At 39.1% G+C, this 24,820-nt stretch carries 20 protein-coding genes; 12 read left to right on the forward strand and 8 right to left on the reverse strand.

Translation table 11 applies throughout. From position 1 onward, the window contains the following. Positions 1-26: 26 nt before the first annotated feature. Complete coding sequence (locus IPH66_16545) at positions 27-3,473, reverse strand: hypothetical protein (GenBank protein MBK7130953.1); 3,447 nt, start codon at positions 3,471-3,473, stop codon at positions 27-29. A 615-nt stretch (positions 3,474-4,088) separates the two neighbouring features. Between IPH66_16545 and IPH66_16550 the strand changes: the two genes are divergently transcribed. From IPH66_16550 to IPH66_16600, 11 genes are all read left to right on the forward strand, one after another. Further along, entirely contained in the window at positions 4,089-4,616 is a 528-nt protein-coding gene (locus tag IPH66_16550; protein ID MBK7130954.1) for a hypothetical protein, read from the forward strand. A 23-nt stretch (positions 4,617-4,639) separates the two neighbouring features. Continuing rightward, on the forward strand, positions 4,640-9,055 hold the full coding sequence (locus IPH66_16555; GenBank protein ID MBK7130955.1) for a fibronectin type III domain-containing protein: 4,416 nt from the start codon (positions 4,640-4,642) through the stop codon (positions 9,053-9,055). A 6-nt stretch (positions 9,056-9,061) separates the two neighbouring features. Beyond that, complete coding sequence (locus tag IPH66_16560) at positions 9,062-9,481, forward strand: hypothetical protein (protein MBK7130956.1); 420 nt, start codon at positions 9,062-9,064, stop codon at positions 9,479-9,481. A gap of 206 nt (positions 9,482-9,687) precedes the next feature. Further along, positions 9,688-10,734 (forward strand): LD-carboxypeptidase, encoded by a 1,047-nt coding sequence (locus IPH66_16565; GenBank protein ID MBK7130957.1) that lies wholly within the window; start codon positions 9,688-9,690, stop codon positions 10,732-10,734. Between the two features lie 157 nt (positions 10,735-10,891). After that, entirely contained in the window at positions 10,892-12,418 is a 1,527-nt protein-coding gene (gene purH / locus IPH66_16570; GenBank protein MBK7130958.1) for a bifunctional phosphoribosylaminoimidazolecarboxamide formyltransferase/IMP cyclohydrolase, read from the forward strand. Positions 12,419-12,500: 82 nt separating this feature from the next. Then, positions 12,501-13,526: a rod shape-determining protein gene (locus IPH66_16575; GenBank protein MBK7130959.1), complete on the forward strand. Its 1,026-nt coding sequence runs from the start codon at positions 12,501-12,503 to the stop codon at positions 13,524-13,526. A gap of 27 nt (positions 13,527-13,553) precedes the next feature. Further along, on the forward strand, positions 13,554-14,387 hold the full coding sequence (mreC, locus tag IPH66_16580; protein ID MBK7130960.1) for a rod shape-determining protein MreC: 834 nt from the start codon (positions 13,554-13,556) through the stop codon (positions 14,385-14,387). Beyond that, positions 14,380-14,895 carry a hypothetical protein gene (locus tag IPH66_16585; GenBank protein MBK7130961.1) on the forward strand — a complete coding sequence of 172 codons (516 nt, stop codon included), beginning with the start codon at positions 14,380-14,382 and terminating at the stop codon, positions 14,893-14,895. The genes mreC and IPH66_16585 overlap by 8 nt, the downstream gene beginning before the upstream one ends. Further along, the gene (mrdA, locus tag IPH66_16590; GenBank protein MBK7130962.1) at positions 14,892-16,766 is read left to right on the forward strand and encodes a penicillin-binding protein 2; all 1,875 of its coding nucleotides are present in this window, start codon (positions 14,892-14,894) and stop codon (positions 16,764-16,766) included. The genes IPH66_16585 and mrdA overlap by 4 nt, the downstream gene beginning before the upstream one ends. After that, on the forward strand, positions 16,763-18,136 hold the full coding sequence (gene rodA / locus IPH66_16595) for a rod shape-determining protein RodA (GenBank protein ID MBK7130963.1): 1,374 nt from the start codon (positions 16,763-16,765) through the stop codon (positions 18,134-18,136). The genes mrdA and rodA overlap by 4 nt, the downstream gene beginning before the upstream one ends. Then, on the forward strand, positions 18,136-18,891 hold the full coding sequence (locus IPH66_16600; protein ID MBK7130964.1) for a CPBP family intramembrane metalloprotease: 756 nt from the start codon (positions 18,136-18,138) through the stop codon (positions 18,889-18,891). The genes rodA and IPH66_16600 overlap by 1 nt, the downstream gene beginning before the upstream one ends. Positions 18,892-18,944: 53 nt before the next feature. On the opposite strand, the gene IPH66_16605 is transcribed toward IPH66_16600, so the two are convergent. The 7 genes from IPH66_16605 to IPH66_16635 all read right to left on the reverse strand — a co-directional run bounded on the left by IPH66_16605 (position 18,945) and on the right by IPH66_16635 (position 24,343). Then, complete coding sequence (locus tag IPH66_16605) at positions 18,945-19,394, reverse strand: biopolymer transporter ExbD (protein MBK7130965.1); 450 nt, start codon at positions 19,392-19,394, stop codon at positions 18,945-18,947. Positions 19,395-19,398: 4 nt separating this feature from the next. Next, positions 19,399-20,115, reverse strand: a complete 717-nt coding sequence (locus tag IPH66_16610; protein MBK7130966.1) for a biopolymer transporter ExbD — start codon at positions 20,113-20,115, stop codon at positions 19,399-19,401. A 19-nt stretch (positions 20,116-20,134) separates the two neighbouring features. Next, the gene (locus tag IPH66_16615; protein ID MBK7130967.1) at positions 20,135-20,608 is read right to left on the reverse strand and encodes a hypothetical protein; all 474 of its coding nucleotides are present in this window, start codon (positions 20,606-20,608) and stop codon (positions 20,135-20,137) included. Positions 20,609-20,630: 22 nt separating this feature from the next. Beyond that, complete coding sequence (locus tag IPH66_16620; protein MBK7130968.1) at positions 20,631-21,446, reverse strand: MotA/TolQ/ExbB proton channel family protein; 816 nt, start codon at positions 21,444-21,446, stop codon at positions 20,631-20,633. A gap of 132 nt (positions 21,447-21,578) precedes the next feature. Then, the gene (locus IPH66_16625; protein ID MBK7130969.1) at positions 21,579-22,610 is read right to left on the reverse strand and encodes an asparaginase; all 1,032 of its coding nucleotides are present in this window, start codon (positions 22,608-22,610) and stop codon (positions 21,579-21,581) included. Positions 22,611-22,677: 67 nt separating this feature from the next. After that, positions 22,678-23,448: a TatD family hydrolase gene (locus IPH66_16630; GenBank protein ID MBK7130970.1), complete on the reverse strand. Its 771-nt coding sequence runs from the start codon at positions 23,446-23,448 to the stop codon at positions 22,678-22,680. A gap of 28 nt (positions 23,449-23,476) precedes the next feature. Further along, the gene (locus tag IPH66_16635; protein MBK7130971.1) at positions 23,477-24,343 is read right to left on the reverse strand and encodes a hypothetical protein; all 867 of its coding nucleotides are present in this window, start codon (positions 24,341-24,343) and stop codon (positions 23,477-23,479) included. A 63-nt stretch (positions 24,344-24,406) separates the two neighbouring features. Between IPH66_16635 and IPH66_16640 the strand changes: the two genes are divergently transcribed. Beyond that, on the forward strand, positions 24,407-24,769 hold the full coding sequence (locus tag IPH66_16640; protein ID MBK7130972.1) for a YraN family protein: 363 nt from the start codon (positions 24,407-24,409) through the stop codon (positions 24,767-24,769). Positions 24,770-24,820 lie beyond the last annotated feature (51 nt).

Here is a 24,820-nt window from a genome sequence, read left to right on the forward strand (position 1 = left end):
TGATTTTTTATCTTCAATTTAATTTGTCAGAAAAACGCTCTCAACTCCATGCCGCCTGCATGAATTGCGCTATTTGATTCAGATTTACGGCCATTATACGTAAAATTCAATTGAAGATTTTGTGCAACTTTTCGTTGATAAGAAATTGTCCAGGTATAATTATTTCCGGTTTTTAATCCTTCAAGCATTTCAAACGCCAGTGATGTATTTATGGTTGCTGTGTAATCAATTACGATATAATTAAACTGTGCTGAAAAACTTCCTTTCTGAACTTGGTTGAGCCTGAATTCTATTCCCGCGTTTCTGATAATGGCTTTCTCTTGCAAAACAGAGTTGTTTAGTTTTTCCGTGTATTTACCTGAAATGCTAACTCTAAATGCGGTGCCCGGCTGATATGAAAATGCAGGTTCTATTTCAAAATAATCAATGCCGTAATCTCTGCCCGTGGTATAATCGCTAACGCTTTTTTTATACCCCATTATTCCGTTTAGGCGCACATTATAAACTTTGCTTATGTTCCATCTTAAGCGCGCATCATGAAAGGTATTCAGTCTTGAATCAAACCCGTTGGATAATAAAATTTTTGAAGCATTCTCTTGATACGAATACGTGATACCAAAAACACTACTTGTTTTGTTGAAATAAAATGAATTTCTAAACGAGCTTGACATAGAAACCAAACTGGTGTCAGCTATTGCATACACAAATGGATTCAGCGCTTCAAGATTATCTTCATAACTTGTTTTGCGATTTATTTTATAGATAGTTTGATTGCTGAAGCGCGATAAAAATTTCAGCACGCCTTTTTTGGAATTCCATATTCGTTCAGGACTTAAAATCAAACTGGTTGAAAACTGATTTGAATATGTTCTGACATAGGTGTTTGTTGGAACAAAAACTCGTATGTAATTTCCCTGATCACTAAAAATCGCTATTTCAAATTCACCCAAATCTTTAACTCCATCGTTGTTGTAATCAATCCAGGTGTAGGTTCCCTGTCCTGGATTTACTTCAAGATAAATAAACTCACGACGTAGTTCAAGTCCTGATCCGGCTTCATAAAATGTTGTTGCCAGCACGGCGCCTTTCCATAATTTCAATTGGTGTTCCATTCTACCTAACAAAGTGTTTTCCGGTTGGCCTGAAAATAATGTGGTGTCCAATACATCTAAAAAACGATAGTTGACATTTACTCTTAATGATGATATTTCATTTTTGCCAATAGAAGATTCCAGCCCAATATTCTGGGCCCTTGTTGCCTGAGTTAAATTTGTTGAATCACTAAACCAATCATACCGTTCACGGTAATAAATGGCGGCGCTATTTTTCATAGAGTCGGCCGTTGAAACATATACTTTCCAATCATAAAAACGATAAGATGTGTTTGCCAGAAAATCTGTGCCATCTTCCACTCGCTCATTCCATTCATGTATGTCTTCAAAACCAAATTTTATGAATCGGGTATTTTGAGCAAGGTGAATATCATGCCTGATAAAACTTGTTTTCTCAATACCGGCAGAGCTCAACCACGACCCATTTGCAATGAAACTGAATCCTCCTTTTCTCAAACCTGCATTTAGTTTGTTGCGGTATGCAGCATAATCATTTCCCCAGATAAAATTTTCAAATTCATAGCCAATTGTTCCTCTGGATTTTCCTACAAACTGAAATCCTGCTGATGACAAATATTGATTCCCTGTATAGGGCAAATATCTTACATTCCAATCACGATCAAACTCTACATCACGAAACCATTGCACGGGTTGAAAATTTCGGTCAGTTAATTCAAAGCCTGCCTGTGTATTTAGTTTCCATTTTTCACCCAAACTATGCGCTGATTTCCATTTCCATTTTGCTGCGTAACCCTGATCATCTTCCCCGTGTAAATCAGAAAATGTGTTTTTATCATAATCAGACATTGCCAACTCAAAGGATGTGTTTATGTTTTTGGTGATGGAAAAATTTGCACCTGCTGAATACATTCGCTTGTGTTGTGGCGCAAACAATAATTGAATGGGTGCGTAATCTCCTTGCGATACGCCTGCAATTGGCTGCACCCATTTGTACACTTTGCCTCCTGCGGTGTAACGGTCAAATACATAATCACCATTGGCTGTGCCCACATACATAAATGTAGCTTGATAAAAAGCTGAATCAGGATTCACGCTGAACACTAAAACCGAATCATAAGACATGGAATCAATCATGCTGTACAGAATTCTGCTTTCAAAAAAGCCCACACTATCAATGCTATTTGAATATGCAAGGGAGAGACTATCTCCGGCCTCAGCAAGTATTGCTCTTTTTTCTGAGCTCAGATTTTGTTGAATAGTTTGATTGCGGGCATCTTGCTCAGTGTATAAATTAAACCACCCCTGAACTTTTTCGGTTTTAAATTCTCCGCTGTAAGCAACCAATGAACGCGCGTAATTCAAATCAGAATATTGAAATTCTACTACAATGCGTTTATCTTTTGTGATGAGCTGATTGGCGGTAAATGTAATTTCAGCCGTGTTATAATCTATGATATAATCAAACTCTTGCCCGCGGGTGAGTAATTTTCCATCAACATATACTTTCTCAGTGCCGGCTAAAATAATGATGTACGTTTCATTCTCGGCACCCTTCAATCTATACGGGCCTTGATTTCCTTCAATCCCTTGAATGATATTGCGTGAAAATTTTCCTTTTGAAAACGCACCGCTTATTTTATGACTCGCCGTGCCATCACTCAGTCCAACCGAAACAGGATGATACGCCTCAAGTGAAATACCTTGCGTGCGCTTGGTATAATTGAGAAAATATCCGGTTGGTTTATACAACCAAAAATCACCCCCAATAACAGCAAACTTATCATTGTACACTTTCATATATACTTGATCAAATTCTTGCAATTTTTGCGTGTTACCTTCTGGTTGAAAAGGCACATTGTCATCAGAGATTGAGCCCTTCATGTAAAGGTCAGGTCCAATCTGACCATCTAACTGAAGATTAAGAGTAGATTGTAATGAGAGACTTTGTGCATTGCCTACCGTTATGCCGCGTGAAATACTGCCTTGCTTATTGAGCTTACCTGATCCAAACAAATCATCAGCCGGCATGGATGATGAAACCGAATAGACAAAAGGCTCAAAATCTTGCAAGGTGTCTGAAATAATTAAGTCGGTTGATTTATGAAAAAGGGCTTTGGAAAAATCAAGCGGCATACGTTCGTAGGTGATCAAAATGCTATCCAATTCTGCACAATTTTTGAAGAATATTTTTGCTTGGATCGGGTCAAAATAAAATTCATCTTGTGGTATCGGACTTCCGTTTTTTGTTGCGTTAAATCCGGTTCGGTAAACTGACACCGTATCAAATTGAATCGTGTCTCCGGCACAATGTACGTAGCGCTGCATGCTCTGCTGTCCCCACGCAACATGAGATAGCAGCGCGCACAATACAAAACTGATATGTGCCAGAAATTTTTTCACCCGGGTGCTAAAACACTAAAGATATACGGAATTACTCAAAGGAAATTGTACACCACCTGTGATTGAGACCGGCGGCACAGCACCCAAATCATCAACTGATCAGGTGCCATGCTCCGTCTCCACTCATGCTTGCCGGTAAAAACAGAACGTTTTTCCGACAACCAAACCCTCCTCATTCGGTGATATAACGAATAGTGTTGAAAGGTTACAGGAAAAATTTTGCGGTTCTGATTTCATTGTCTTTAGTGGACATTTATGGTGAGTCAAATTTATTGGATAAAGGAGAGGGTATTAGCAAATCAAAGTTTTAGAAAACTTTTTATCACCATACTGCATGCATGGAGTTTTTTATAAATTCGCACTTTTTTTAATCTGTTGATAATCAATTTGCGCATTGAAGAATAAAGATCAAATAGTAAATATTGCCCCCATTGCGATGGGGAGTCAAAGGAGAGTTTCTTTGATATTTAATATTCATCTTCTACTATTTATTATTTCCTTTTTATCTTTTCACAAAAAGGATTTTCCCAAACCTACCCCGTTCAAACTTTTGTTCAGGTTAGTGCCCCGCATACAAGTTATCTGCCTGATTATGCTGATCCGATGAGTAATCAGATGAGAATTTTTTTGACGCTCACTGATTTTTCTGTTCCATCTTATCAGGTGAAATTGCGATTTAAGTTTGAAGGAAATGGATACAGTATCACCACTTCATCTCTTCTAAATTTACCATCTACCACTTTGTCTCCGGGTGTGCCGGTTGAAATATCGGGCAGTGATCTGGCACCTTATCTTTCAACTGAGAATTTAATTTTTTCAGGTCTTGATCAAACGCAGTATCAATTGCACAAGACACTGCCCGAGGGGCCATGCATGATTTGTGTTGAAGTAATTGATTTCACTAATCCCAATCAACCAGTTTTGTCAGGACCCAATGCATGTACCCAGGTTTGGTTTTCGCTCAATGATCCTCCGCTTTTGAATACTCCTTTTTGTGGTAATGAAATTTCACCCACTGATCCGCAGCAAATTATTTTTTCCTGGTCGCCGCTTCACATGAATTCTATCAACAGCAGCGGAACGCAATACGTGTTTGAACTTTTTGAAATTCGCCCCGATGGTGCTGACCCCCCAATCAGGTAGTGAATTCTTCTCTGCCCATTTTCATGCAAATTACCAATCAGACTTTTATCAATTATGGTATCACAGAACCGCAGTTGCAAATTGGTATGTCGTACGCTTGGCGAGTGCGCGCGCAGGATATGGATGGACATGATTTTTTTAGAAACAATGGTTATTCATCTGTCTGCACATTTACCTACGGGAATATTGCATCATCTGTAGCCGATGGTATCACACTCACATTAAACTCAAACGGCATTGGAACCCGCGTGGGGTATGCGTGGTGGAATGTCTCATCAACTTTTACACACTATAAATTAGAGCTGCGCAAAACCGGAAATCCAAATTACGTGTGGTTTCCGTATGAATCAACAACGGGTGAATTAAAAATTTATCAGCTTGAACCAGCTACACAATATGAGTGCAGAGTGAAAGGTTGCATTGATGATGATTTTGAAAGTGAGTGGAGCAATGTTTCAGTTTTCACTACACAACCTGTACCTGATTATGCTTGCGGAAGCACCACCACACCACCCCTTGATGCAACCATCACACCACTTACCAACGCCATAGCCGGCATGACTTTTACCATTGGTCAATTTGAAATGTTGGTCACCGATATTCAACCACTTGATCCTGTTTTACAACCCGGACATTATAGCGGAACGGGAAAAATTCAAGTTGGATTTGCGCTCATTAATCTGCGCGTAAAATTTGATGATATTCTGGTGGATGAATATCTGATGGTACGAAGCGGAAAAGTGGAAGCCATTACCCAAGGCATGGATCAGTGGATTTATGAAAACGTGATTCCGCAGCCCGATTATTTTGTTGATGGAACCATCACTGATTTTTCATGGAATGATTCTACTTCAATTACCGTTTGGGTTGATGGAGTTGCCCAGAGTTTTAATTTTCAAAACGGTGAACCCATCATTATTCAAGATGACGAAGGCATGATCTACACCTTTAATGCTGACGGCACTTATAGCGTGGTGAGTACTTTGGTTTACAGTTCAGATTATCTTGCCGCCACCAAAGATTATCGCATAGATTTTGAAGTGTACGATGAACAAGAATTTGGTTTTGATAAAAAAGAATACGCAGCATGGATCAGTAATTATGAAGTGATTCGCTTGCTTGATTCTACTAATTATTTTGTTGCCTATAAATCTCTGGCTCCTGATCAAAGTGATTATGTCATTGCAAGCATCAAAAGTGAAAATCAACTTAGCGGTTTAAGTTTTGTTGCACTTGAAAACGGATCAGAGAGACAACTCACCGCAGAAGAAATCAATGACACTACCTACAAAATTCTGCTTGATGGCATGAGCAGTTCATGCTACGTTTACGCAAAAGATAATGAACTGCGCATTGGAAAATTATGGGTGAAAGTATTGGAAGAAATTTCATTTGATGTGGTGCTTGTTCCGGTTAACGGAGCGACACTTTCACAGATAGAAAACATAGAAAATCAACTCAACGAAATTTACGCACAGGCAAACGTAACATTCAACGTAACCATAGCAGAAAATTACAACTCAACTACCTGGGATCTCAACGCTGACGGTAAACTTCAGAACGGTGATATCAGTTTGGTGTCACACTATTCAGATGAAATGCGCTTGCTGCGTGAGCAATATTTTGAGAGTGATTCAGCCGATCATCAAAACAAATATTACCTATTCATTATACCAGAATTTTACGAGGCCGAACTAGAAGGCTACATGGTGCGCGGCAAAGCACTTGGATTTTTAAAAACCGGAGAAAACGCCATCACCGCCGCCCATGAATTAGCTCACGGAATTTTTTCATTGGAACATACCTTCCCTCAAATTGCGCAAGGCACCACCCCCAACTTGCTTGACTACTCAGGGGGGACACACCTCACACAAAAACAGTGGCAACACATTCACTCACCGCTTCCGGCGTTTTCGTTTTTGGATGATGAGGAGGGGGGGGAGCATGGTTCAAGTTTCAGTTTTATTGCTGATTTATTTTCAGAAGAACCGATCCAGTCTTCAGGCACCGTCAGTTTTAACTGTAGTCAGGCATTTTACAGCAAGTTCAATCATTACATTGAGTTGCCAACAAGTGTTATGTCTTACATAACAGATTATTATTTCAGTGATGGTAAATTAAAAGGATTCCGCATAATTGGTCATCCCATCCATGAAGACGGATATTATACTTTAAGATCCGGTGTATTCCCACAAAACCAAATCAAAACCAATGGTACTATCCAAATTCTTGAAAGAACGGGTTCAACTTCATTTGTAAAAAATATCGATTTAACTCCTTATTCAAGGTTTGTAAATGACCCTACTAATGAAGCTGGATTCATTTCATACGCAGCAATCTCTCCAGATGGTAGTATAGACACGCTCTTTAGAAATATTCCCTCTACTTATAAAATAAATGCTACCGGCAGAGAATGTCAGTCTGGAGATATAGTTGTATACGACATTCTTAATAATGAGGCTCAATGTCATACGTTAACTGAAACGGAATGTCAGACAGGAACAGATTGGGCACTCACCAGTGTGTCACCAGATGACGAAGTAAAATTATTGGAAATTGATTACACTGCTGAATATTATTATGCATCAACTAATTATTCATGGTTAAATGCACAATTAAGACCGGTAATAACATCAGCATACACAGATTTAATTGTAGCAGAAAGTATCCGTTCTTTCAAGTTGGAAGGTATTATTTACTGTGGAATAACCATTAACAGAAGAGGAGATGATATTGTGGTGGGTTACGTCAACAGAGATGAATTTATTGCGCGGGAACAGAGTCAGAATGAATCGCTAAAAATCAGAGACATAGAAGATATAATATTTTCAGATTTTGAATTTTCCAATATTGGTGATCTTGTTCACTATCGTTATTACGTTGAATATGGTGATTGTGTCGGATACTCAGAATACGAATTTGTGTACGACGGACGTGATCACTATGTTGAGCAATCAACTCCGGTTGCAGGTTATTATTTCGCAGATACGGATGCTGAGATTGTTGCTAACAATTCCTGTTCTCTTGAGTTATTTGGAGATTTAATGTGCGATGCTCTCAATATGGGTGCAGAGGGAATTGGTCAAATGGTTGACTATCTATTTTCAGTAGCATTGATACCGCCTGAATATTGGGATCCAACTGAACAAGAATATAACGATCTAGCATTTAGTATTTATGCTGCTGTGTCAACCGGCACTGATTTTTTTTCACTGAACATTGAGGCAAAACAGAAATCATTTGCTTTCATGTGTGGAGTTTGGAATGGTTTTGTGAACGAAATTGGTGGTATTGGTCTTGCAATGGCCATGCTGGCTGAAATGGTTTGCAATGCCAATACCAGAACAATCGTGTGGGAGGGCGTTAAAAAAGTGTTAGCTATTATTGCGCCATTAGTCACATTTGGTATTGCAAATCCCAATCCATTACTTGATTATTTAAATTCTGTATTAGAATCCTGGATGTCCATGAACGAATTTCAGCGACAAGAATTTCTAGGAAGGCAAATTGCCGCAATAATCTCAGCAATTTTTCCCGTCTCAAAAGCCAAGTGGGTTAGTGCATTTAACAAAGGTGCAAAGGCATTTGAAAAATTATCTTCTGAATGTCTCACGTTTTTCATAAAAGTAAAAAATCATCTGCATGAAGGCTTTGAAATACTTGGAGATGATATAAGAAAATTAGTATATAATTCAAATCAACATGGAGCATTGACATTGGCATCAGTGAGTGATGACGGGATCTTGATCATTGAAGATGCCAACCGTTGGTTTGATAGTTTTGAATCAAGTGAGGTGGTTGATGATTTGGGGCAGGTTGAGTATAAAATTGGTGAAAATGGGTTGAGTGAAACGGATGAGTTGGTGGTGGTGAAGAAGCAGGATGGGACTGCGGGGATTGGGAGGAGGGATAATTTGTTACCAAGTGAAGTAATAAACGCCACCCAGCAAGAATTAGAACAATTGTATGAGTCAATTTCAAACTCACCGCCAGCATATTATCTACCAGGGACAATAGAACATAAATCCGAACGTTGGGCACAATACAAATTATATAGGGGTGAAGATGCTATAAATTACCAGGCATGGAGTAATATATATAATGCCAATATTAACAAAGCCAATATTGCTAGACAGATTGAAGTGGATTACATTAATTCAATAGGTTGGGGAAATCATCAGTACACAATTAATGCTGGAAGTCAAATTCGAAGACTGGATATTGCTGACCCTGCCTTATTAAAAGCAGTGGAAATTAAATCATACGAATCAGGTAGAGTATACGCAACACAGGCAATACGAAACGAAATAATAGCAGATTCGTATTTGGTTAATGTCGATGGTTGGGAAATTGAATGGGTATTCAAGGGATGTGACTTAAGTCAGCCCCTTAGACAGCTTTTAGAAGCCGCAAATATTAATATTACAATAATTCCATAATAAACAATGAATCAAAATCAAGAGCAATTTGAATGGTGGATAACCAACATTGATGAAAAAATTTCGAATTTAAAGAAGAAACTACCTTATGAGGTAAGCAAGTGTTTAGACAATACTATAGAATCTATCGACGTCCTCGAGAATTTTATGCTCCAATTTTTCAATTCAACAGACAGAAAAATTGATTTTAAATTATGTGACCAAATTGCAAGCTATATCGCTGCTGTGTATAAATTAAACATAGCAAACTCCAAGTGGCATATTGAATTGGAGGATGAAAAAAATGTTTTTTTTAATAAACCTGGTTTGCAGGTAAATAACAAAATATTCTTTTATCCTCATTCATATGTCACTTCAGCAATTGACAGGAGAAAAGGAAATTTTATTTCTCAAGTAATCAAAAATCAAAAGAATATTTCAGAATAATTGAACCCTTCAACTTACCCATTTTTAAAATAAATTAGCAGTAGTGAATGTATTCAATCACAACCCGCGTCAGAGACGCTACGATGGTGAGTTGAGACTGAAGATACACTCTCAACCTCCTTTGCAAGTTGAGCCAGAGCCATAGAATTTGCCGCCTCATCCAATTTCCCTAAATTTACACATCACCCTTTGGCGTATATAGCCTAATGAAACGAAGAAAATTTATACAAAACATCACCGGCCTAGGAATTGCAGGATTGGTCCTGCCTTCGTTTTCGTCTGTGAATAAATTGGCTAATAATGATGTTGAAAATTCAACCAAGAAAAAAATTCTTCCCAAGGCATTACTCAAAGGAGACACCATTGCCATAACCGGTCCGGCCGGTGCAATTTATGAACCTGAAACTATTGACAGAATAACCTCAAGGCTTGCTGAATTAGGTTTCAAAACTGTTCTGGGTAAAACCTTGTATGAACGCTTTGGATATCTTGCCGGCACTGATCAAATGCGCGCTGACGAGTTGACGGAGTTTTATCGTGACACCAATGTAAAAGCAATTTTAACTATGCGTGGTGGCTGGGGTTGTGCTCGCATTCTTGATTTAATTGATTACACCGTAATAACTCAAAACCCAAAAATATTAATTGGCTTTTCTGATATTACTTCACTAGTGAATGCAGTTTACAAAAAAACCGGAATCATCACATATCACGGCCCTTGTGGCTATTCTACATGGACTGATTTTTCAACCATACAGGTTACAAAAGCTATCGCGGTTGGTTCTCCGTATACCATGCAAAATCCGGATGATTACAAGAAAGACTTAATTACACTCAGCCCCGGTAAAGCTCAAGGTGAACTGCTTGGAGGTAATATCACTGTGCTGGTTTCCATGATTGGAACTGCATACGAACCTGATTGGAAAGACAAAATTCTTTTTCTTGAAGAAACCAATGAAGAACCATATCGGATTGATCGCATGTTCTGGCAAATGAAACAAGCAGGAATTTTTGATCAGGCAAAAGGAATTGTTTTTGGTTCTTTCAATAAATGTTTTCCAGAGGAACCTGAGAAATCTTTCACCTTACAAGAAGTGTTAGAACAACATTTCAAAGGACTTGCAATTCCAGTATACATGGGCGCTACCTTTGGTCACATGTCTCCTAAATTTACCTTGCCAATTGGTGTGAATGCTGAAATAGATGCAGATCATTTTACTATTAGAACATTAGAACAATCTGTTTTACCTTAGACTAATTTTTACGGCTGACGAATAATTAACAATTCATCTCACTTATTAAAAAATCCTTATTTCATTTCTTTCGCTTGACCATTAATCGGATGCAAAATTCTACCTTTGGCAACGGCAAGGAATAATATCTTCACCGGAAACAAAATCAATCGCATTCATGGCGGATAAAAAACGTATTAAAAGCGCCTTAATCTCTGTTTATGACAAAGATGGGCTTGAGCCTATTGTCAGGCATTTGCACCGTTACGGAGTAGTCATTTATTCTACAGGAGGCACACAAGAATTTATTGAGAACCTCCAAATACCTGTTGAGCGTGTTGAAGATTTGACATCCTATCCTTCCATTTTGGGTGGTCGTGTGAAAACACTTCATCCAAAAGTTTTCGGCGGCATTTTGGGCCGTCGTGATAATTCCACTGATCAGCAACAAATGACAGAATATAAAATTCCGGAAATTGATCTTGTCATTGTAGATTTATATCCTTTTGAAAAAACAGTTTCATCAGGCGCTTCACATGCTGACATCATTGAGAAAATAGACATTGGCGGCATTTCTCTCATTCGTGCCGGGGCGAAAAACTATGATGATGTGGTCATAATTCCTTCTAAAGATCAGTATCCCGCCTTGCTTGAAATTCTTAAATCATCTGCAGAAACAACACATGAACAACGCACAGAATTTGCCATGTTTGCTTTTCACGTTTCTTCTCATTACGACAGCCAGATTTTCCGTTATTTCAATCAAAATAAAAAACCGGTTTTCAAAGAAAGCATTGCTGTTTCAAAAATTTTAAGATACGGTGAAAACCCTCATCAACAGGGCGTTTTCTATGGTGATTTAGATGCTATGTTTGATGTGTTACACGGCAAAGAATTATCATACAATAATTTGCTAGATGTTGATGCTGCGGTGAATTTGATGGAAGATTATAAAAAAGACGGGCCATCATTTGGAATTCTGAAACACAACAACGCATGCGGATTTGCAAGTCGCAGCACCCTATCTGAAGCATATCTTGCAGCACTTGCCGGAGATCCGGTTTCAGCATTTGGCGGAATTTTAATCTCCAACACAAAAATAGATGTTGCAACGGCAAAAGAAATGAACGAGCTTTTTTGTGAAGTGGTTATTGCGCCGGGTTATGACACCGCAGCCTTAGAAATTCTCAAAGAAAAAAAGAACCGCGTAATTCTGATACAAAAACCGGTTGCATTGTCTGCTAAATTATTCCGCACCGCTCTCAATGGAGTATTAGAACAAGACCGCGATGCAATCACAGAGAATGCATCAAACCTTGAAAGTCGCACTAATACCAAACCAAGCACATCTGAAATTGAAGATTTGCTGTTTGCCAACAAACTGGTCAAGCACACTAAATCTAACACCATTGTCTTGGTTAAAAACAAACAATTACTTGCTAGCGGAACCGGACAAACATCACGCGTTGATGCATTGCGTCAGGCAATACATAAAGCAAATTCTTTCGGTTTTGATTTGAACGGGGCGGTTATGGCTTCAGATGCTTTTTTCCCTTTTCCTGATTGCGTTGAAATTGCGCATAAGGCCGGAATAACTGCTGTGGTGCAGCCGGGCGGATCAGTGAAAGATCAGCTTTCAATCGATTATTGCAACGAACACGGCTTAAGCATGGTGTTCACAGGTAACCGACATTTTAAACATTAGAATTTAGCCATTAGTCTAAAAAGCTCTGTAACAGAGTAACTAAAACAAGAAAATTCAGTAAAATAGGACAAAGAAAACAGACATGGGGTTATTTGATTTTTTAACACAGGAGATTGCCATTGACTTGGGAACGGCTAATACACTTATCATCATGAATGACAAAGTTGTTGTTGACGAGCCTTCAATTGTGGCCAAAGACATTCAAACCGGCAAAATAGTTGCTATCGGAAAGGTTGCACAACAGATGCACGGTAAAACCCACAAACTGATTGAAACCATTAGGCCGCTGAAAGATGGTGTGATTGCAGATTTTCAGGCAGCTGAACAAATGATCCGTGGTATGATAAAGATGATAACCAGCAAACGCAAACTCATCTCCCCTTCTTTGCGCATGGTTATTTGTATTCCTTCAGGTATTACAGAGGTTGAGAAACGTGCGGTACGTGACTCGGCTGAACATGCCGGAGCAAAAGAAGTGTACATGATTCATGAACCCATGGCCGCAGCAATAGGAATTGGAATTGATGTTGAAGAGCCAATGGGCAACATGATCATTGACATTGGTGGTGGTACTTCTGAAATTGCCGTTATCGCATTGGGTGGTATTGTCTGTGATAAATCTATTCGTGTTGCTGGAGATGATTTCACCAGTGATATTGAAGAGTACATGCGTCGTCAACACAACATTCTGGTTGGTGAACGCACCGCTGAACAAATTAAAATTGAAGTGGGCTCAGCGCTTACTGACTTGGGTGATCAGGCCCCGCCTCCTTATGCCGTACGCGGACGAGATTTAATGACCGGTATTCCAAAAGAAATTCTCATTACCTATTCTGAAATTGCGCATGCACTTGATAAAAGTATTAGTAAAGTAGAAGAAGCTATTCTCAGTGCACTTGAAATGACACCGCCTGAATTGTCTGCTGATATTTACAAAACCGGAATTTATTTGGCCGGTGGTGGTTCAATGTTGCGCGGTTTGGACAAACGAATTTCCATGAAAACCAAACTACCGGTACACATTGCTGAAGATCCTTTGAGAGCGGTAGCACGCGGAACAAGCATTGCGCTGAAAAATATTGGCCGATTCCAGTTCTTGATGCGCTAAGTTGTACCAAATTAAGCACCATGCAGAATGCGCAACCTGTTCAAATTTCTCCGACGATTCAGGGATTTTCTAATCCTGGTAGTGTTGCAGATATTTGTGCTTGGTATCTTTTTCAATTCTAAGCATTATCATCGCGCTAAACTTTTCAATACCTCATCAGCGGTTGTGGGTTGGTTTGTTGAGAAGAAACACAATATCACCAAACACTTCAGTCTTACTGATGCCAATGAGCGCCTGAGCTATGAGAACGCCGTACTGCGTAATCGTATGCCTGAAAGTTTCTATCAATTGCAAGGCAGAATTTATTACGTGAATGATACCTTATATAAGCAGCAGTACGAATATTTTCCGGCAGAGGTAATTAACAGCACTGATACTAAAAGAAACAATTTTTTCACACTCAACAAAGGTTCTGACGCCGGTATTGAAAATGGTATGGGAGTAATTTCAGACAAGGGTATTGTAGGTTTTGTGCTTGATGTGTCTGAACATTTTTCAATAGTAAAAACTGTGCTATCTGAAAACATCAACATCCCGGTTAAACTGAAAAAAAATAATGAACACTGGTTGCTCAAATGGGATGGCATGGACCATGACATAGCACAGGTTAACGGGGTAAACAGAGATATTGATATTGCTGTTGGTGATACCGTAGTAACCCGTGGCGGCAGTGGCATGTTCCCAATTGGATTGCCGGTTGGAATTGTTGAAGAATTGATCTCACAAGATGGCAAACAAACCTGGGATGTAAACATTAGACTGGCGGTAAATTTCAGTGCCGTTTATCATGTATACGTGATCAAAAACCTCATGCAGCAAGAGCAACAAGATCTGGAACTAAGATTACTTGAAAATGAATAATCGCTGGCTAAAATATATTCTGGTTTTTATTCTGGTTGTACTCATCCAAGGTTTGGTTGTGAACAATATGGAAGTACATGAATTTGTAAATCCAATGGTATACCCTTTGTTGATTTTAGTCTTACCATTTGAGTTGGGTGTATTGACTACCATTATCATTGCTTTTGTGGTTGGCATCTCTGTAGATGCTTTTAGTAATACGTTTGGCTTACATACCTCAGCGACCTTAGTGATAGGCTATTTCAGACCAACCATTCTGCGTTACATCAAGCCGCGTGACGGGTATGATTCATCGCTGTTCCCAACTATTCATGACATGGGTGTTTTCTGGTTCTTCTCTTACGCAACTTTATTTTTAGTCATTCATCATCTTTGGTTTTTTACCATTGAAATTTTTAGTTTTGATTCAATTCTTCTTCTGATTGCGAAAACATTTTTCAGCACCATTTTCTCTCTTGTGTTAATTGTTCTTTTGCAGTATCTTTTCTACACCCGTTCTAAACGATGAATAACGACAGCCGAAAATATATCATTGCCCTCATGGTGATTTTGGTTTCGTTCATTTTTCTGGTGAGACTTTTTTACATGCAGGTAATAGATGATCAGTGGAAAGATCGTGCTGCAGAAATTTCTGAAAACAAAGTAATCACCCAGCCCGCACGTGGTGTGGTTTACGACCGCAACGGAGAAAAATTGATAAGCAACGTAGTGTATTACGATTTGCGCGTGGTACCTAATCAGGCAATAGATATTGACAGTGTTTCACTGGTAAAATTGCTAGATATTTCAATGGATGAATATGTAAAAAAAATGAATGCCGCGCGCAAGTACAGCAAGCGCAAAGCATCTGATTTAGTTACGCAGATTCCGCCTGATGAATTTTCACTCATTGCGCCTGAATTATATAAGTATCCCGGAATATTTGAAGCTGAACGAACACTGCGTGTCTATCCAAAGAAATGCGGAGCCCACGTGTTGGGTTATATGAATGAAGTGAATGATGAAGACATTGGTAAAAACCCATATTACAAGTCGGGTGATTTTATCGGCAGAATGGGTATTGAACGATCTTATGAAGAACTATTGCGCGGAAAAAGGGGTGTAAAATATTATTTGCAAGACGCTATTGGTGTTGAAACCGGACGTTATGAAAACGGAAAATATGACACCCTTGCCGAGCAAGGCAAAAGCATTTCACTGGGTATTGATTGGGAACTACAAGCCTATGGTGAGCGTTTATTTCAAAACAAACTGGGCTGCGTAGTTGCCATTGAACCGGAATCAGGAGAGATATTAGCTATGGTTTCTGCTCCAACCTATGATCCCAATTTATTAGTTGGTAGACGACTGGGTGAAAACTACACGCAACTTCATCAAGACACGTTGTTGCCTTTGTATAACCGTGCGTTGGGAGCAACTTATCCTCCGGGTTCAACTTTTAAATTAATTATGGCGCTTATTGCCATGCAAGAAGGTGTAATAACACCTGAATCAGGTTTTCCGTGTAATAAAAATTTAGTGGGATGTCACAATCACGGTTCTGCCGGCTCAGTAAGTGATGCCGTGAAGATGTCTTGCAATCCTTATTTCTATCAAATTACCAAACGCATTATTCACCAAGGAAAATCAACTAATGGTTTTAAAGATGCGGCCATAGGATTAGAGGTGTGGACCAAGTATGTGAAAAGTTTTGGAATTGGATCTGGTCTTAATGTTGATTTCCCCGGACACGTGCGCGGTTACGTGCCTGATGTTGCATTTTATGATAATTACCATGGGCAATATCGTTGGCAATTTGAAAGTATTTATTCCATTGCAATTGGGCAAGGAGAGGTGCTGGTGACATCACTTGAAATGGCGAATCTTGCCTGCATTATTGCCAATAGAGGTTACTACCATTATCCTCACTTTATTAAATCAATTGACGGTGGACCAATTCCGGACATTTACTATCAGAAAAATTATTGCATGGTGGATTCACAGTGGTTTGCCCCTATCATTGATGGCATGTATCGGGTTGTGCATGAACCGGGTGGTACAGGGAGCAGGGCCAAATTAGACAGCATAGCAATTTGTGGAAAAACCGGTACGGCTGAAAACTTTAAACGGATTAACGGAGTCACCCACCAAATGACTGACCACTCCATTTTCACCGCTTTTGCTCCAATGGATAATCCAAAAATTGCTATCTATGTTTACATTGAGAACACAGGTTTTGGCGGTACCTGGGCTGCCCCGCTTGCCAGTTTGATGATTGAAAAATATTTAACCGGAACGGTTTCAGATACAGTAAAAGAAAATCGCATTTTGAATGCAAATCTTATTCCGGATGCCAGCGATATTCTGCCACCAAAACAACCAAAAAAACGCCGTCGTTGAGAGGTCAAAGTGAAAATAGTTTTGCTAGTTTAGACTGGAGCATGGTGGGAGTTTATTTATTACTCACCATACTTGGTGTGATCAATATTTATGCCTCAGTATATGATCCTGAACATCCGGGATTATTTGATCAGATTACCCAGCACGGAAAACAAATTACCTGGATTGGGGTTTCAATTTTTTTAGGTGTCGCTATTCTATTTCTTGAAACAAGTTTTATAAAAAAGTATGCTTATTGGTTTTATTGGATAACCATTGTTCTGCTCGTCTTTGTGTTGTTTACGCCCCCGGTACATGGTGCACGCGCCTGGTTTGGTATTGGAAGTTTTGGTATTCAGCCTGCTGAATTTGCCAAGATTGGTGTTTCATTAGCGCTTGCAAAATATCTCAGCACAAGTGATCATCATCGCTTAGCAGCACGAAATAATAAATCAAAACTTTTTGGAAGTCTTTCAAACATCAGAGGGCTTTCTCCTTTGTATCTTTTATTACTCCTTCCTGCCGGATTAATTTTAATGCAACCTGACGCCGGAACTTTCATCGTGTTTACTTCATTTATTTTAGTTCTCTATCGTGAAGGGTATGCCGGCAATATCTTATTATTTATTATTGTGGCTGTCATTATCGCGGTGATTACCTTAATAGTTGCCGACTCATCTTTCATGGTGCCCGGCTTAGTGATTAAATTAAGTGGTAAGGCGGGCATTATTATTTCATTAGTTCTTTTGGGTCTGATATTTTTCTTCATCATTCGCGCCATGGTATTGCCTCGCAATCGTCCACCGCTGTATCGCTCATTGATTGGTAGTTTGGTTGTTGCGGTGATATTTGTAAATTTTATTGAGATTGGTTATTCAAAAATTTTGATGTCACACCAAAAAGAACGGATTGATTTGGTGCTGGGTAAAATAGATGATCCAGACGGTAAAGGATATAATATCAACCGCGCAAAAGCCGCCATTGGTTCCGGTGGATTTTTTGGTAAGGGTTATATGAAAGCCACGCTGGCGAATGAAAACCAGGGACACGTACCCATGCAGAGTACTGATTTTATTTTTTGTACCTGGAGTGAGGAACATGGCTTTATAGGGTCAGCCTTTTTAGTCTTGATTTATGCCTTTCTCCTCATTAAAATTATCATTATTGCTGAACGACAGCGATCTGATTTTACACGCATATTTGCCTATTGCACCTTGGGCATTTTCTTTTATCACTTTATGATTAACGTGGGCATGGCCATTGGTCTTGCGCCTGTAATTGGTATTCCGCTTCCTTTCTTTAGTTATGGAGGGTCCTCGGTTATGTCGTTTTCTGTGATGTTTTTTATTCTACTCAAGCTGGACGCTGAACGAAAATTAATCCTTCAATAATGAAACCCAATTTTAGTCAAAGTCACATACTACTCTTGTTTGTATTCATGTACTTTGCCGGTGGTTTTCTTGGACAATTAGTTTCACAATTGGTGCTGATGAATTATTTCTCATCACAAGCTGACCCCAACGCAGAGGCGCCTGCTTGGTTAATTGTTTTTCTCACCGGAATTACCCACGCCATCATGCATTTAGGTGTGGTATTTGTTTTTCTACGCGCCATACAATCCTCGTTTAAAAATTTGATTGAAAACACCAGATTCAGTTGGAAATATTTTTTCATTGCACTTGCCGTTACCGTGCCCGGCATGATGATAACTGATTATTTGGCTCAATTTGGTTTTTATCTTTTTGAACAAGCTAATGCTTATCATATCATTGAAGCAGAATACGCAAGACAACAAGATGTGTTTGAGCTTTTCACGCAACCATCAACCGGTTTGGTGATGCTGTCTGTTTTGGTTTTTGCGTTATTGCCTGCTATTGGAGAAGAATTAGTTTTCAGAGGTGTTTTATTTTCATACCTGAAATTATCTAATTTAAATCCACATTTTATAGTCTGGTTTTCTGCATTACTTTTTGCGGGCATTCACTGGCAACCCATCAACTTAATTGCAATGACCTGTATGGGCGCTTTATTAGGATATCTCAGACTTTATTCTGGTAGATTAATCTATGGAATGATTTTCCATTTTTTATTCAACGCCACGCAAATTATTGTCTTGTTTTACTGGCCTGACTTGGCACAAGTATAAATAAAAAAGCCCGCTCAAATGAACGGGCTAAATGCTATTTCTTTCTGCATTAATTAACGCTTGTCAGCAGAATAATTAATTTTTACCGCATCAATATTTCTCAAGGTTTCTTTAATGTCAGACACAATGCGCATACCAACATCTTCATGTACTTTCAGTGAAGTAACAATGTCAAATACTGTTCTACCCTCGCGTGCTTTTGATAATTTCCAGGGACCAACCTGTGAGTAATCCAAGGCTAATTGGTCATCTAACTGAATACGTGGCTCAGTACCTTCACTTGAATTCATTGGAAAACCAACATAAACAAAATCAACCATGTCTTTATTTTCCAACTCCTCTGCCTGTGATGCACCCGGTTTTTTCACCTCAACCTGCATATCCACTTCCTTCATTGTTGTAGCCACCATGAAGAAGAACAAAAGCATGAAAATAATGTCAGGCAAAGACGCGGTGCTTAATGCAGGCAACCCTTTACTTCCTCCTTTATTAAATTTTCCCATAGTATTAAATCACAATTTTTGCTTCAATAATTCTTTCAGGAACCAAAATTTGAAGCATTTCCAGTTTTTTCTTATCGTCTTCGCTTTCTTTATCCAGTTCTTTCAAACCTCTTTGCCATAATTCTTGACATTTTTCATCACGTAGTTCATTCACTACTTTCTTCAAAATATCCTGAATTTGAATGTACAAACCATAAGTAGTACCGGATTGATTTTTCAATTGAATAAAGGCTGAGTTGGACATCTCTTGATAAGGACCAATCTCTTTAACCAACGCCATCTTATCTTCCCACTTAGCAATTTCCCCGTTCAAAAATTCCGTGGTGGCTGCATTAGCTCCTTCCAGTTGTAATTGGAATTCAGCAATTTTAGTCGCACAAACATTCTGATTCACTTGTTCATACGCAGGCATGGTTAAATCGCGCTCTCCGTTAATGTTTACAGTATAAAAATCTCTCACCTTCTCTTCTAGGTCTTCAATATTCATGAATTCACCTTCAACCAGCAGTTCATCTTGTGAGTTAGCCATCACAACCAAAATATCACGATCGTGTACTTTAGGCGGATCTATATCAATCTCCGTGTCTCTTTTCAAAGGTAAGTTACGGCTAATACCGGCATCTACCTCCATTGTAGTAGTAACCAGGAAGAAGATAAGCAGAAGGAAAGCCACGTCTGCCATGGATCCTGAATTGATTTCTTCTACTTTTCTTTTTGACATAATCAGGTCTTATTTAATATTATTTTGTAACTGCAGATACTAGACTACGAACAGCCTGTAACACCAACAATAAAATTGCCAGACCAAAAAGAGTAAAGGTGAGCAACACACCTACATCACTCCATTTAATCCAGAATTCTGTTGCGCCCGGAGTTTTAGCTAAACCACCGGTAGGTTCACTACTCGCCATGCTGTAACAAATAATAAAGATTACCAGCATAATACCTACGCCAATTGCAGAAGAAACAAACTTACGAGGGTTAATGATAATACCCCAAACCATAAATACGGCCACCAATGCAAAACTGGCGTACATCAAAAACATGGTGTAGTTCACAGAAGTACTAACAGCACTATAATCGCCAGTCACCTGCAAGGTAATGGGGTCAAGTGTTGCTTCGGTATTCATTGCATTCCACCCCAGTATTGCGCCAATAACAAGCAGGGCAATAACCACGATAGAAGATGCAAGACTAAAAACTTTTGAATTCATACCTTTAAAGTAGATTGATTAATTACCCGTTTTTATGTTTGTAGATGAGGTCAACCAGTGAAATTGACGCATCTTCCATATTGTTAACCAAGCTATCAATTTTTGACAGCAGGTAATTGTAGAAAATTTGCAAAATAATCGCAACGATCAAACCGAATACCGTTGTTAAGAGGGCCACTTTAATACCACCCGCTACAACTGACGCAGAAATTGTTCCTGCAGTAGCAATCGCATCAAAAGCCTGAATCATACCAATTACAGTACCCAAGAAACCTAACATAGGTGCAAGCGCAATGAAAAGTGAAATCCATGAAAGTCCTTTTTCTAAGAGACCCATTTGCACACCACCGTAAGACACAACCGCTTTTTCAGCCATGTCAACTCCTTCATCAGCACGATCAAGTCCCTGATAAAAAATAGAGGCTACCGGTCCGCGCGTATTTCTGCAAACTTCTTTAGCAGCTTCAACGCCCCCTGATTTTAACGCAGCTTCAATTTTTTCAAGCAATTTTTTCGTGTTGGTAGTTGCAAGATTTAAATAAACAATACGCTCAATTACCAGTGCCAACCCAAAAATCAAACACACCAATACCGGCGCCATCCAAATTGGATCACCCTCAATAAAGCGTACTTTAAATTCAGTACTTAGAGAGAAATCACCGTCGTTTTCAGTTGCTGGTGCTGCTGCTGCAGGGTTTTGTTCACCGCCTTGTACCGGCTCAACTGCTGAAGTCGTGTTGGTGTCAACGACAGTAGAATCGGTCTCTGTCTGCGCGTAACTGGTAATTCCGAGGGTCAATACCCCTGCAATTGCTAAGAATGCAAATACTTTTTTCATTGTTGCTTATTTAAATTTATTATTCACTGGTTTTAATAAAATCGCTTCATTTTTTGAAAGCGAGGTGCTAAAGTACAAATTTTTCTTTTTTATCAACGATTGACAACTATTTTTCAACTAATGATAACATGGTTAAGCAAGAGTAAATTCTCCGCACATATTTTTAGCCAGCCACGCTTTGCGGTCTGAAATATCTGTGAATCTGCCCAATACACACATCATTTTGGTTACGGCGGCTTCAGTTGTGAGGTCGTACCCGCAAATGGCACCCAAGCGCACAAACATGAGGCTGGTTTCATATTTTCCCGGACTGACGGTTCCTTTGCCACATTGGGTAATATTGAGTATTAATCCTCCTGCCGCCATATAATCAGCCAACATCTTTTCAAAACTTACTGAAGTAAATGTATTGCCATTTCCAAAGCTTTCAATCACTACCCCATCTGTGTTTTTTATGTCAATTACTGATGCATAAGCCTCAATTGGCATACCCGGATAAAGCTTAATTAAGCCCACGCGATTGTTAAGTTTCGCGAAAATTTCAAGTTTTTGGAACCCTTTACGCAATAGCGCAGCCTCGTTGAATTTAATATCTACACCCGCCTCAGCCAACAGGGGATAATTATAACTGTTGAACGCTTCAAAATTGCTGGTGCTTTGTTTACTTGTGCGATTGCCGCGGTATAATTGGAATTCAAAATAAACCGCAACTTCTTGCACCATGGGCTCACCGGCAGTATCAAATTTTCCGGCAATTTCAATGGCGGTTATCAGGTTTTCTTTTCCGTCGGTTCTGATTTGTCCAATGGGTAATTGTGATCCGGTAAGTATCACCGGCTTTTTAATACCACTCAGCATAAAACTTAATGCAGATGCGGTGTACGCCATGGTGTCTGAGCCGTGCAGCACAACAAAACCATCATAGTCATCATAGTTGTCAAAGATCGTTTTCGCAATGTCAGCCCAAAGCTCAGGATTCATTTCAGAGGAATCTATTGGATTCTTCATTGAATGAGCTGAAAGCCGGTAATTAAATTGCCTAAGTTCAGGAACACTATTATACAAGTGTTCAAAATCAAAAGGCTTGAGCGCTCCGCTTTCAGGATCATTGACCATGCCGATAGTTCCACCGGTGTAGATGATCAATACCTTTGGGTTTTTCATTTCTTGAACAAATTAACAATTGATTTTACAAAGTTAAACGCTAAAACGAGGCAACGGTAAGTCTTGTTTATTTTACGGTAGAAAACACTGCAAGAGCGTTGTTGGTTGTAGTTTGAATCACTTCTTCAAGCGTTATGGTTTTAATGTCTGCAATTTTTTGTGCAATTAATTGAAGATATCCGCTTTCATTTCTTTTACCCCGGTAAGGCACCGGCGCAAGGTAGGGCGAATCAGTTTCAAGCACCAGATGTTTCAGGTCAATTTCTTTTATTACCTGATCTAATCCGCTGTTTTTAAAAGTCACCACACCTCCAATACCCAATTTAAAATTACCATACGAGATGATATGATTTGCCTGTGCAATGCTTCCGGTGAAGCAATGAAACACACCAGATAAGTTTTCATCGTGCATTTTATCTAGCAATGCCAACGTTTCATCAAATGCTTCTCGCACGTGAATGACAACAGGCAGCCTCATTTCTTTTGCCCACTCAGTTTGTATTATAAATGCTTGTTTTTGTATGGCAAGTGTAGATTTATCCCAATACAAATCAAGTCCAATCTCCCCTACTGCACAATAATTTCTTTTTGCAAACCAGTTTTTGATAATGACAAGATCTTGCTCAAAATTTTCAGTAACACTGCACGGATGTAAACCCATCATGGCAAAACAAGTTTCAGGGAATTGATCAACTAATGCATGCATGGGTGCAATAGTATCTATATCAACATTAGGTAACAGAAATTTGCTCACACCTTGCTGTTGTGCGCGTTGCATCACGACTTCAATATCTTCAGAAAATTCAGGTAAAAAAAGATGAGTGTGCGTATCAATCATGTGGTAAAATTAATGATTGTTTTTGCGTCTACCAATCAGGACATGAATCACACCCATTAATTGCCGGCATATAAAAAAACACGCCTCCCATTAATACCCATTGAGCGAAAACAAATTTTTGTCTTGCATAGTCAGGTGCGTTTTGAATTGTTCTATTGTGTGGCAAATGAATAAAGCCCGTTGACCAATCAGACATTAAAAAAAAGCGATTGAAAAAATCAAATCTCACCCCGGCGTGTACTGACAAACCATAACCTGTAATAGCCATGCCCGATTGGTACTCAACTCCATCCCAATTGAACCCTGTTTGCGTTAACACAGGCCCGCCGCCGCCGCCTAAAATTTGATGAATGGCAAATTTTCTGTCACGGGTTTCAAACCGCGGTGTTGTATTGGTAAGCTGAATTGAAATGTAATTTAATCCATTGGTGTTTTCATAATGAAGGTCTTCGTAACGAATTGGAATTTTGCCTGTTGATTGATCATAATCACCGTTGAGTTCACTATTGTTTGTTTCAATGTGCCCATTCAAATAAAGTGTCTGATTTGGATCCATGACATACTTCATGTGATCATACCCTATTGAAAAATCCCAATGATCAGCATAGTAATATCCAACGCGCACATTGAACTGCGGAATGGTAAATTTGTTTGGAGCAAAATACTCGTTGAGTTTATTAGATGGTCTGTCTGATGCGGCTACATTTTCAGCAATGAAATTGTATTGCGGACCAACGAAATTTATATCACTCTTTGTGTAAATTGACCGGTTGTATCCCCAATAAACATACAGGGTGTTTTTACGCGTACTGAATTTCCTTTTTGATGACCATTTCTGACCATTAGCCAAGGCGGGCAACAAGAAAAGAAAAGCGATCAGAACAGAAATTCTCATGATAGTAGAAACGTAAAATATGACCTGTTGTTACATACAAATTTAAGTTATTTTTGTCCGGTTATGGCAGATCACAACGAATTAGGTAAAGAAGGAGAAGAAATGGCGGCGGCATACCTGCAGAAAAAAGGCTACGTGATACTGGCACGCAACTACACTTTTAAAAAATCAGAGTTAGATATTGTGGCGATGCAAGACGGCAAATTAATTATTGTAGAAGTTAAAACCCGCAACAGCAATTATTTAGCCGGACCAGAAATTACCGTCACAAAAAAGAAACAAAAAGCACTCATCAAAGCAGCCAACTTTTATATCCATGAAAAAGATCTAGATGTTGAAACACGTTTTGATATTATCTCTATCATTTTAAATAGTAAAGAGCAAACACTTGAGCATTTGGAAGATGCTTTCTATCCGTTGTTGTGATTTATTTCCGCACATATGTGCAAGTCGCCACCTGCGCATACATACCGGGTG

It is taken from the genome of Crocinitomicaceae bacterium, assembly GCA_016708105.1.
GTDB lineage: Bacteria > Bacteroidota > Bacteroidia > Flavobacteriales_D > Crocinitomicaceae > JADJGJ01.